The 10,921-nt window shown below is 65.4% G+C and carries 12 protein-coding genes; 5 read left to right on the top strand and 7 right to left on the bottom strand.

Translation table 11 applies throughout. The annotated features are described in order from the left end of the window. A partial coding sequence (locus tag IVB47_RS07385; protein WP_276576860.1) for an enolase C-terminal domain-like protein occupies positions 1-565 on the top strand: 565 nt, incomplete at its 5' end. On the opposite strand, the gene IVB47_RS07380 is transcribed toward IVB47_RS07385, so the two are convergent. Continuing rightward, a complete protein-coding gene (locus tag IVB47_RS07380; RefSeq protein ID WP_247460764.1) occupies positions 535-1,731 on the bottom strand; it encodes an MFS transporter in 1,197 nt (398 codons plus the stop codon). The two genes, IVB47_RS07385 and IVB47_RS07380, sit on opposite strands and share 31 nt — an antisense overlap. Positions 1,732-1,806: 75 nt before the next feature. Between IVB47_RS07380 and IVB47_RS07375 the strand changes: the two genes are divergently transcribed. Next, positions 1,807-3,189 (top strand): hypothetical protein, encoded by a 1,383-nt coding sequence (locus IVB47_RS07375; RefSeq protein ID WP_247460762.1) that lies wholly within the window; start codon positions 1,807-1,809, stop codon positions 3,187-3,189. A 70-nt stretch (positions 3,190-3,259) separates the two neighbouring features. Further along, positions 3,260-3,553, top strand: a complete 294-nt coding sequence (locus IVB47_RS07370) for a hypothetical protein (protein ID WP_197031122.1) — start codon at positions 3,260-3,262, stop codon at positions 3,551-3,553. A gap of 19 nt (positions 3,554-3,572) precedes the next feature. Here IVB47_RS07370 and IVB47_RS07365 read toward each other — a convergent pair whose 3' ends face one another. Further along, positions 3,573-3,932, bottom strand: a complete 360-nt coding sequence (locus tag IVB47_RS07365) for a hypothetical protein (protein WP_007612410.1) — start codon at positions 3,930-3,932, stop codon at positions 3,573-3,575. Positions 3,933-4,054: 122 nt separating this feature from the next. Here IVB47_RS07365 and IVB47_RS07360 point away from each other — a divergent pair, with 122 nt between their 5' ends. After that, entirely contained in the window at positions 4,055-4,372 is a 318-nt protein-coding gene (locus IVB47_RS07360; protein WP_027566847.1) for an antibiotic biosynthesis monooxygenase, read from the top strand. A gap of 30 nt (positions 4,373-4,402) precedes the next feature. On the opposite strand, the gene IVB47_RS07355 is transcribed toward IVB47_RS07360, so the two are convergent. Next, a complete protein-coding gene (locus tag IVB47_RS07355) occupies positions 4,403-4,846 on the bottom strand; it encodes an RbsD/FucU domain-containing protein (protein WP_247460760.1) in 444 nt (147 codons plus the stop codon). 164 nt (positions 4,847-5,010) lie between these two features. Between IVB47_RS07355 and IVB47_RS07350 the strand changes: the two genes are divergently transcribed. After that, a complete protein-coding gene (locus IVB47_RS07350; RefSeq protein ID WP_247460757.1) occupies positions 5,011-6,819 on the top strand; it encodes a caspase family protein in 1,809 nt (602 codons plus the stop codon). Positions 6,820-6,892: 73 nt separating this feature from the next. Here the strand turns inward: IVB47_RS07350 and IVB47_RS07345 are convergent, their stop codons facing one another. From IVB47_RS07345 to thiD, 4 genes are all read right to left on the bottom strand, one after another. Next, positions 6,893-7,876, bottom strand: a complete 984-nt coding sequence (locus tag IVB47_RS07345) for a threonine/serine dehydratase (protein WP_027566844.1) — start codon at positions 7,874-7,876, stop codon at positions 6,893-6,895. A 63-nt stretch (positions 7,877-7,939) separates the two neighbouring features. Beyond that, entirely contained in the window at positions 7,940-8,983 is a 1,044-nt protein-coding gene (locus IVB47_RS07340) for a glycosyltransferase family 1 protein (protein ID WP_247460755.1), read from the bottom strand. A 13-nt stretch (positions 8,984-8,996) separates the two neighbouring features. Continuing rightward, on the bottom strand, positions 8,997-9,809 hold the full coding sequence (locus IVB47_RS07335) for a UDP-2,3-diacylglucosamine diphosphatase (RefSeq protein ID WP_247287409.1): 813 nt from the start codon (positions 9,807-9,809) through the stop codon (positions 8,997-8,999). A 184-nt stretch (positions 9,810-9,993) separates the two neighbouring features. Continuing rightward, positions 9,994-10,794: a bifunctional hydroxymethylpyrimidine kinase/phosphomethylpyrimidine kinase gene (gene thiD, locus IVB47_RS07330; protein ID WP_247460752.1), complete on the bottom strand. Its 801-nt coding sequence runs from the start codon at positions 10,792-10,794 to the stop codon at positions 9,994-9,996. Positions 10,795-10,921: the final 127 nt, after the last annotated feature.

Here is a 10,921-nt window from a genome sequence, read left to right as displayed (position 1 = left end):
AGCGGCGCACCGGCCGCTGCTCAAGATCAAGCTCGGCGGCGACGGCGATCCGGAGCGGATCACGGCGGTGCGCGAGGCGGCGCCCGAATCCGAGTTGATCGTGGATGCCAACGAGGCCTGGACCGAGGCCAATCTGGAGCACAATCTTGCCGCCTGCGAGGCCGTCGGCGTCACCCTGGTCGAGCAACCGTTACCCGCCGGCAAAGACGACGCGCTGGCGCGGATCAAGCGGCCGCTCGTGGTCTGCGCCGACGAAAGCGTGCACGACCGCAACTCGCTCGCAGCCTTGCGCGAGCGCTACGACGCCGTGAACATCAAGCTCGACAAGACCGGCGGCCTCACCGAAGCGCTGGCGATGGCCGATGCCGCTCAGGCGCTCGGCTTCGAGATCATGATCGGCTGCATGGTCGCGACCTCGCTGTCGATGGCGCCTGCGATGCTGGTGACGCCGCAAGCGCGCTTCGTCGATCTCGACGGCCCGCTGCTGCTGGCGCACGACCGCGATCATGGCCTGCGTTATGATGACAGCCTGGTCTATCCGCCGGACTCGTCGCTCTGGGGCTGAGCTTTCAGCCGGTGTCGCGCCGACCAGATCAGAAGCGCGCCGCCGGCGGCCATCGCCGCCATGACGTAATAGAGGCCGTCGCCAATGCGGGCGTAGATCGCGCCTGACACAATCGAGGTGGTCGCACCCAGCAGCCCGTTGCACGCGGCGTAATAGCCCTGCCCCCGCGCGATCTGATGCGACGGCACGCGCTGCACCAACAGGCTCATCGTGCCGAGAATGGTCATCCCGAAGGTCAGGCCGTGGCCGAGTTGCACGACCGCCAGCAGCTCAAGCGGCGGATCATGCGCGGTGACGACCCAGCGCACGACCGCGCTCGCGCCTCCGATCGCCATGAGCGCGGACGGATGCAGCGAGAAGCGCGGCGACAGCGCGAACACGATGATCTCGGCGATCACCCCCAACGTCCAGAGGCCCGCGATCGTCAGCCCGCCGAGGCCCTGGGCCTGCCAGTTGATGGCCGAGAACGTATAATACGCGACATGACTGCCCTGGATCAGCGCGGCCGAAACGATGATGGCCCAGAAGCCCGAGTCGCGCAGCAGCGCCTTGCCGGCATGCGCCACTGTCGTTCTTCGCCTGACATCGTCGAGCGGCTGCAGCAGCATGCCGGCGGCGACCGCAACAACAGCCCAGGCGACGATGATCCAGATCAGATCGCGCGCCGCGATGTGGTCCACGAGATAGCCGCAGGCGAGCGAGCCGGCGGCGAAGGCTGCCGAGCCCCACAGCCGCACCGGCCCGTAATCGAGCCCGTAGCGGGCGACGCCACGCAGCGCATAGGCGTCGGTCAGCGGCATGGTCGGCGTCCACATCATGCAGGTCAGCGCATAGATCAGGAACAGCGCCAGCGGCTGCTGCTGCAAGCCGACCGCCGTGAACCCGATCGCCGTGGCCAGCACGGACACCATCATGCCGGCGCGAATGGCATGTCGCTTTTCGGCAAAGGCGGTGATCTGCGGCAGCGTGGTGAAGCGCGTCATCGCCGGCAGAGCGTTGATGAGGCCGATCCAGGCCGCGTCGATACCGATCGCCTTCAGCCATACGGGAAAGAACGGCAGATGCGTTCCCGACACCGCGAACACCGCCGAATAGAACAGCGCGAGGCTGACGGCGAATCGCCGCTTCCGAGATGCTGCGATGGGGATTTGTGATTCGCTTGCCATCAAACCAATTGCGATTCGGCCGATATCGTGGTGATCGTTACAGTAACGCGTACTGATTTGCGCGACGAGATTGACATGGCCAACGAAGCATTCGCCCTCTCGCCTATGTCTGCCCGTGCGGCCGAGCCGAACGAGCAGGATTACGACGCGATCCGCGAAGCCTTCATGGAGACCGCGCGCGGCCGCTGGTTCCTTGGCGAATATGCCAAGCGAAACCGCAATGCGGATACCCGCATGGTGCTCGACGCGGTCGCGAAAATCGAAGAAACCCTTGCGGCACAGCGCCAACCCGTCGTCGAGGATCGGCTGCCCGAGGCGCTGGTCGCGATCCGGCACGCGATCCGCGAAGCCGAGACGATCGCGATCGCGGCGTTCGATCCCGGGGCGATCGAGGCGAGCCTCGCGCCGATCCCGCGCGGCCTGCGCATCATCAAGGAGATCTCCTGGCGCTGGCGCGAGATCGGCGCCGACGGGCGAATCTGCGACCTGATTGATTCGCAGCTCGCCTCCATCGAGGCGGCCTGCGCGCAGGTTTCGACCATCGACCCCCGCGCCGACCTCAAGGCCGCATTCGATCTGCTCAAGGACCGGATCGACCAGACCGACGCTGACGCAACGCCGCAGGCGGCGCGCCCCTCGCCGACTCCGGTGCAGGATGCACCCTCGCCCGCTGCGGAAGCTCCGCCTGCGGAGGCCGTGCCTGCGGCGATGGCCAGCGAAGCAGCCGTGGCTTTTACGGAGGCGCCGCAGGACATCGCAGAGGCGATCGAGCCCGAAGCAGCCGTGGAGACGGTCGACGTCGTCGCCGAGGCCTTCTCTGTTGCCGAGCAGGCGACGGACGCCGCCCTGGAGCAGGCGCCCCTCGCCGAGAGCCGGATCGCGCCTGAAGACATCGCTTTTGAAGAGCCGGCCACTGAGGCCTTCGCGGAAGTGACGGACGAATTTTCGCCCGAGGCCGCCGCCGAAGCCGAGGATGAAGCCATCCTCGAGGCCATCGCGCTGGAGATGGCCGCGCCAGATCCGGAATTCGACGAGATCATCGAACCGGTCGAGATGGAAGCGACGGTTCCGGAGCCGGTCGTTGCGGAGGCCGCAGCGCCCATCGCAGCCGAGATACCGGAGCCGATCGCACCCGAGCCAGTCGCCGCCGCAGCGATCGTGGAGGAGCCTGTAGAGGAAGCGCCGATCGCGATGGAATCGCTGGCGCGCCTCACCAACGCCATTGCGGAAGCCGCCGCCGAAGTGATGGAGCAGTCGGCGCCGGTGATGGCCGCCACCGCGACATTCGGCGCGGCGCAGGCCACGACGCTGCCGATGCCCTCGCCGGTTCCGGAAGCCTCGCTCGGCGCCACCATCCTCGCCAGCGGCATCCTGCAAAAACCCCGCGCCGCCGCAAACGACCCCATGGCGCCCATCCGCCGCATGACCCAGGCCGAGAAGATCGCGTTCTTCTCGTAAGGGGGCAACCATCTCCTCAACCGCAGACACCCTCACCCTCTGGCGTCCCGTCGGTCCGAAAGAGCTGGAACTGATCCAGCAAACGGGCATGCGCGCGTTTCCGCCGCGCTTGCCCGACCAGCCGATCTTCTATCCAGTCTTGACGGAAGACTACGCCATCAAGATCGCGCGCGACTGGAATGTGCCAGCGAGCGGCGCGGGCTTCGTGACGCGCTTTGCTGTCGAGCGCAGCTTTATCGCGAAGTACGACGTGCAGGAGGCGGGCGGCCGCTCACATCTGGAGTACTGGATTCCGGCCGAAGACATGGATGCCTTCAATGCCGCAATCGTCGGCCTGATCGAGGTCGTCCGTAGCTTCCCCTAGCCGCCGCGCGCTCAGCCCATCATCCGCAATTCCACACCGCACCGATCGGCGTCCGCGTCCAGCATGGCCCAAAACTGCCGCCATTGTAGCGGCCGCCGCCGAAGCCGGGCCGGCCGAAATAGCGCCACTCACCATCCCAGCCGTAATATTGCGGGACCGGATCGATGTACCAATGGCGTCGGTCGCTGGGCGACATCCGCCGCATCGCTTCCTTCTGCTTGTAGAGCGGAATGCTGTTGCTCAGCGGCTGGCGATAGCCGGGCAGGAAGCCATAGCCATGCCAGGCTTGCTTGGGACGCTTTTGGATCGAAGCGGCCGGCGCGACAGCCGGCAGCAGCGACAGGACAATAGCGACAGATAGACACATAAGGCGCGACATGGACCGACCATAAACAGTCGGATGCCGGCAGGCCATTCAAATTCGGGTGGGCGATGTAACAAAGCCCATCCCGAAACCGAAGAGATCGAGAACGGAAATCCACCACCGAGGGTCAAGGAAACATGATTGGTGAAGTGATTGTCATTGGCGATCTGCAATTGCGTGACGGCGCCTCTGTCGACGAACACGACCGACTCGGCGAGCGCATGTACGACATCGTCAGCCGTCTTCCCGGCTTTCTGTCGGTCAAGTCGTTCAAAGCCGACGACGGCGAGGAGCTCACCGTGTTCCGTTTTGCCTCGGAGGAAGCGCTCGAAGCCTGGCGCACCCACCCCGAACATGTCGAGACGATGAAGCGGGGACATGCCGAGTTCTACGCCAGCGGCTTCCTGCAGATCTGCAAGGTGATCCGCGAGGTCGGACCGTTCGAGCACGCGTGACGCAGTCTCGCATCGTTCGATCGTGCGCTTCTAGCTGATCACACCTTTCCTGATCAGGAAGCATCCGTAACTGCTGCTGTCGCCGACCTGCACGACGCCAAAGCTCGCCGCCGCCGCGCGATAAAAATCCGGCCGGGAGAGTTTTCCGGGCGTGACCGGCCGGCCGGCGGCGCGTTCGATCTCGGCGAGCACCGCGCGCTGCACGTCGGGGACGCGATCGGGATCGTCGACCGGCATCATCACGCGCACCGGATCGGGATCGAAATCGTCGAGCGGATAGACCGACATGATGGCGCGGATCGCGGTCTCCATGCTCATGCCCGGCAACCGGATCAGGCGCCGCGAGTGCGTGCTCTGCGCGATGCGTGCCGCCGGGTGGTTGGCATCGACGAAAACGAGGTCGTCGCCATGGCCCATCGAAGCCAGCAGCCAGAGCAGGTCGGGCGTGAGGATCGGATCGATCGATTTCAGCATGTGACGGACTGTCCTCCCATCGTGCACCCACCCCGGCGGGTTCCAAGCGTGATTCAGATCACGCAGCCTACCATGGTGATGGCGATCACGGACCTCAAACTCGAACGCGGCCAAGCTCCCGGGCAACCAATCTCGTATCGAGATCAGTGCCAAAGGAGCACGCCATGTTCCGCCTAAAACCTTTCCTGATGACGGCCAGCCTGCTGGGAAGCCTGTTCGGCTTCGCCTGCGGCCCTGTTTCCGCGCAAGTCGCCCCGGTCGAGCCGGCCCCCACCGCGCTGCAAGGCCCGGAACAGCGCGTGGCGCTGGTGATCGGCAATTCGAACTACCAGAACGCGCCGCAGCTCGCCAATCCCGACAATGACGCGGAGTCCATGGCGAAATTCCTGAATTCGGCCGGGTTCGAAGTGGTCGCCGCGACCGACCTGACCCAGAACGACATGCTTCGCGTGGTGCAGGACTTCTCCGCCAAAGTGTCGGCGCGCGGTCCGAACACGGTGGCGATGGTCTACTACGCCGGTCACGGCGTGCAGCTCGCCGGCGAGAATTACCTCGTTCCCGTCGACGCTAAGGTCTCGAGCCAGACCGAGCTCGTCAACAACTCCGTCCGTCTGGTCGACGTGATGTCGACGCTGGAGACGATCCCGAGCCGCATGCGCATCGTCATTCTCGATGCCTGCCGCAACAACCCGTTCCCGAACGTGAATGATGCCGGCCGTGGTTTGGCCATCGTCGATGCCCCGAACGGTTCGATCGTCGGTTACTCGACTGCGCCGGGCGCGGAAGCGCAGGATGGCACCGGCGGCCACAGCCCCTACACGCAGGCCTTCCTGAACGTCGCGCGCGAGCCCAACGTGCCGATCGAGCAGCTGTTCAAGCGCGTGCGCCTCGAAGTGAACCAGACCACCAGCGGCGCGCAGATCCCGTGGGAGAGCTCGTCGCTGACGTCCGACTTCACCTTCTTCGGCGACACCGCCGTTGCCGCCAACCGCGCGCCGGTGAATGCGCCTGTGGTGCAGATGGCCTCCAACCTGCCGAGCCGCTCGACCCGCCAGGCCTATGACTACGTCGTGTCCGAAGCCCGCCCGGAGTACTATCAGGAGTTCATCACGATGTATCCGCACGACCCGCTGTGCGATCACGTCCGCTGGCTGCTCAACAACCTGCTGCTCACGCAGGCCTGGCACAAGACGGTGCTCGCGAACTCGCCGGTCGCCTACAAGAACTTCTACGACAGCTACGGCAACACGCCCTATGCGCAGGTCGCGCTGAAGCTCCAGATGCAGCCGAAGCAGATCCCCTTGATGCAGGCGACCAAGTTCCTGGCGCCGCAGAATATCGCCCCGACCTTCAAGATCGGCAATCTCGGCCAGCCCAAATACATGCCGCTGCAGCAGGGTAATGGCGGCGCGCAAGTGAACGGCAATTTGCCGATCGTGCAGAAGTCGGGCGACAACAACGGCATCGGCAAGCTCGGCAATGGCGGCCAGATCGTCAACCTGCCGGCGGGCAACAACCAGCCGAACGGCACGCCGTCGCAGACCCCGGGGAAGATCGTCACCCTGCCCGCGCCGACCAACACCACCAACAACAATGGCGGCATCGGCAAGATCGTGACGCTGCCTGCGACCAACAAGACGCCGAACGGTACTGCTAACGGCACGACCAACGGCACGACCAATGGCACTCCTGGCAAGATCGTGAGCATGCCGGTGAATGTCGGCAAGGGTGGCACGAGCATCGATACGAAGCCCGTCAAGGTTCAGACGCAGAACAACCCGATCCGCATCGACAACGGCGCGAAGATCAACAACAACCCCGTGAACAAGGTGCAGGTGCAGAACAACACCCGCCCGCAGTTCAACACGACCAACCGGCTCGTCAATAATAACGGCAGCAACAACTTCCGGCAGTCGATGAACCAGAGCCCGGGCGGTAACGGCGGCAACAACCACCGCGGCTTCATGCACTGATCGCGGTCGGCCACACACGATAAAGGGCAGAGCGGTGACGCTCTGCCCTTCTTCATGTCAGAAGATTGGACTATCAGGCCACCAGCTCGGCAAACAGATCGGCGTCGACATTGCCGCCGGAGAGCACGATGACGACGTTCTTGCCGGCAACATCGAGTCGCCCCGCAAGCAGCGCGGCCAGGCCGACCGCTCCGCCCGGCTCCACCACGAGCTTCAGCTCGCGATAGGCAAACGCGACGGCCGCGCCGACTTCCTTGTCCGAGGCGGTCACGCCGCGCGCGAGCAGCTTGCTGTTGATCGCGAACGTCATCTCGCCGGGGATCAGGGCCATCAGCGCATCGCAGATAGTGCGGCCTGCCGGCCCGTGCGGCTCGCGATGACCTGCGGTCAGCGACAGGCCGTGATCGTCGAAAGCCTCGGGTTCGGCGACGACGATTTGCGCCAGCGGATAGCGCGCCTTCACAGCCGTCGCGACGCCCGCGATCAGACCACCGCCGGAGGCCGGCGCCACCACGATGTCAGGGGCGAGACCAAGTGCCGCCATGTCCTCGGCGATCTCGCGGCCGGCGGTGCCTTGGCCGGCGATCACGAAGGGATCGTCATAGGGCCTGACCAGCGTTGCGCCGCGCTTCTCGGCGATGCCGCGCGAGATCGCCTCGCGGTCGTCGCGGTCGCGGTCGTACAGCACGACCTCGGCACCGTAGGATTTGGTGCGCTCGCGCTTCGACAACGGCGCATCCGCGGGCATCACGATGGTCGCCTGCATGTCGAGGATCTTGGCCGCCGCCGCCACGCCCTGGGCGTGATTGCCGGAGGAGAACGCCACCACGCCGCCGGCGCGCTTGTGCTGCGGGATCGAGGCGACCTTGTTGAAGGCACCGCGGAACTTGAACGAGCCGGTGCGCTGGAGCATCTCCGGTTTGAGATAGACCTTTGCGCCGACACGTTCGTTGAGCACGGGAAAGGACAACAGCGGCGTACGGACGGCGAAGGGTGCGATCACGCGCGCTGCGGCATCGATATCGGCAGGGCCGATCGGGAGGAGCTGTTCTGTCATGCCTGATGTTATCGCGGCGGATGAGGCGCGGGCAAGGCATCTCCGCGCGAGCATTCTGGGCTCTCAGGCGACGAATCGCGCCGGCTCCGCCCCGTTCCGGCCCGGCAGGACCGCGCCGACCGCCAAAATGCTGTCGATAAAGGCCCGGGCCGAGGCCTCCCAGGTGTAGTTGGAGGCGAATTCGACGCAATCCTGCCGGGAGATGTCCAGCGCGGCGAAGCAGGCGCTGCGCAGATCGTGATCGAGCGCGCCGACCGGCGCATCGCCGATCACGCCGCGGGGCCCCTTCACCGGAAACGCCGCGACGGGCAGGCCGCTCGCCAGCGCTTCGAGCAGGACCAGGCCGAAGGTGTCGGTTTTGCTCGGAAACACGAAGACATCGGCGGCAGCGTAAATGTCCGCCAGTTCCTCGCCGTGCTTTTCGCCGAGGAAGATCGCGTCCGGATAGGCCTGCTCCAGCGCGACACGCGCCGGACCGTCGCCGACGATCACCTTGGTGCCGGGCAGGTCGAGGTCGAGGAAGGCCTCGAGATTCTTCTCCACCGCGACGCGGCCCACCGAGAGGAACACCGGCGCCGGCAGGCAGAGATCAATCGCACGGGGATGGAACAAATGGGTGTCGACGCCGCGAGGCCACAGCACGACATTGTCGAAGCCGCGCTCGGTCAGCTCGCAGGCAAGCGCCGGCGTTGCCGCCATCACGGCGCGGCTGGGGCTGTGGAATCGGCGCAGCGCCCGCCAGATCAGCGAGCCCGGCACCGGCACGCGGGCGCGGACATATTCGGGAAAGCGGGTGTGGAAGCTGGTCGTGAAGGGTAGCTTGCGCTGGCGGCAATAGCGGCGGACCATCAGGCCGATCGGCCCCTCCGTCGCGATGTGGATGCTGTCGGGGTGCGCCTCTTCGATCAGCTTCGCGATTCTGCCCGGCCGCGGCATCGCGAGCCGCACGTCACGATAGCTCGGCATCGCAAAGGTGCGGAACGATTGCGGTGTCAGGTACGAGAATTCGACTTCGAGGCTTTTGGCACCGTCAGCAAGTTTCGTCAGCGTCCGAACCACACCGTTGACTTGCGGGTGCCAGGCGTCGGTCGCGACCAGGATGCGCATCAGGCTGCCTTTGTCATGCAGCTCTGGCTGCAACCTGCGGGACCTGCGCCGGCTTCTCGGCCTGGTCCGCCCAGGTGATGATCTCGAAACGGCCGTCATCGTGCTCGACCAGCGCCGTGCAGCTCTCGACCCAGTCGCCGCAATTCATGTAGCGGATGCCGCCCTCGTCGCGGATCACCGCGTAATGGATGTGGCCGCAGATCACCCCGTCGGCGTCGTGGCGCCGCGCCTCGGCGGCGAGCGCCTGCTCGAATGCGCCGATATAGTTGACGGCGTTCTTGACCTTCTGCTTGGCCCATTGCGACAGCGACCAATAGGGCACCTTGAACATGCGCCGGAAGAAGTTGACGAAGCGATTGAGCTGGATCGCGAAGTCGTAGGCCTTGTCGCCGAGATGAGCGAGCCAGCGGGCGTTCTGCACCACGAGGTCGAAGATGTCGCCGTGGATGACGAGATAGCGCTTGCCGTCCGCGCCGGTGTGGACGGTGTTCTCGACCACGTCGATGCCGCCGAAATGCGTGCCGTAATAGTTGCGCAGGAACTCGTCGTGATTGCCGGGGATGTAGATGACCTTGGCGCCCTTGCGCGCCTTGCGCAGAAGCTTCTGGACGAGATCGTTATGCGATTGCGGCCAATGCCAGCTCGATTTCAGCGCCCAGCCGTCGACGATATCGCCGACGAGATAGATCGTGTCGGCATCATGGAAACGCAGGAAATCGAGCAGAAGGTCGGCTTGAGAACCGCGGGCTCCGAGATGAACGTCGGAGATGAACAACGTGCGAAAGCGCCGCTCGGGGCTCTCGTCACTCACATCGTAACTTCCCATGCGCCAGCCTGTAACAATGTCCCGTGACAGGGGGATGACCAATCGAACCTTTGAGGCACCTTCGGAACCGAATCGCGCTTGCCTCGCCCACCCCGCGAATATCAGTCGCATGCGACAATCAGGCGACATGGCGTCGCAGCGCCCTCCGCAAGAACCCGGAGCTGCGGCGCGCTCGCGAGCGGCGTCAGTAGAATTTGTGGAAATGATGGATCGGGCCGTGGCCGTGGCCGACGCTGAAGCGGTCGGCGGCCGCGATCGCCGCGCTGATCCAGGCCTTGGCGTTGCGCACGGCGCGCTCGAGATCCTCGCCCCTGGCGAGCCCGGCGGCGACCGCCGAGGACAGCGAGCAGCCGGTGCCATGGGTGTTGCGAGTGGCAACGCGCGGCGCGGCCAGCGCGATCGTGGTGCTGGCATCGACGAGATAGTCGATGCTCTCGGCGCCCTCGCCGTGCCCGCCCTTGATCAGGACCGCCCTGCAGCCGAGCGCCAGCAGCCGGCGCCCCTGGCTCTCGATTTCGGCCTCGCTGGCCGCGACCGGTTCGCTGAGCAGAGCCGCGGCCTCGGGCAGATTGGGTGTGATCACCGAGGCCAGCGGCATCAGCTTGATGCGCAGGGCGTCGACCGCTTCGGAGGCGAGCAGGCGATCACCCGATGTCGCCACCATCACGGGATCGAGCACGATATGCCGGGGCGCCCAGCGCGACAGCGCGGCCGCGATCGCATCGATGCTGGCGGCTTGCGCCACCATCCCGATCTTGACCGCGCCGACCTCGAGATCGGAAAACACCGCATCGATCTGCGCGGTGACGAATTCGGCGGGCACCGCGTGAATGCCGGTGACGCCGCGGGTGTTCTGCGCCGTCAGCGCCGTGATGGCGGACGCGCCAAAAACGCCCAGCGCAGCAAAGGTCTTCAGGTCGGCCTGGATGCCGGCGCCGCCGCTCGAATCGGAGCCGGCAATGGTCAGCGCGACGGGCGTTGTCATGGGGCGATCTTCAGCATTTTCGAAGCCATGGACCGTCCTAGCGCGCCTCCCCCGGCCCAGCAAGTTCGCTTGCTAAATTCGGCCGGGTTTGGCCTATTAGCCGCTAGATATGCTTTCGGAGTGACCG

This window comes from Bradyrhizobium sp. 62 (genome assembly GCF_023073035.1).
Classification (GTDB): domain Bacteria; phylum Pseudomonadota; class Alphaproteobacteria; order Rhizobiales; family Xanthobacteraceae; genus Bradyrhizobium.
This window is presented reverse-complemented; position numbering and strand designations above follow the sequence as displayed.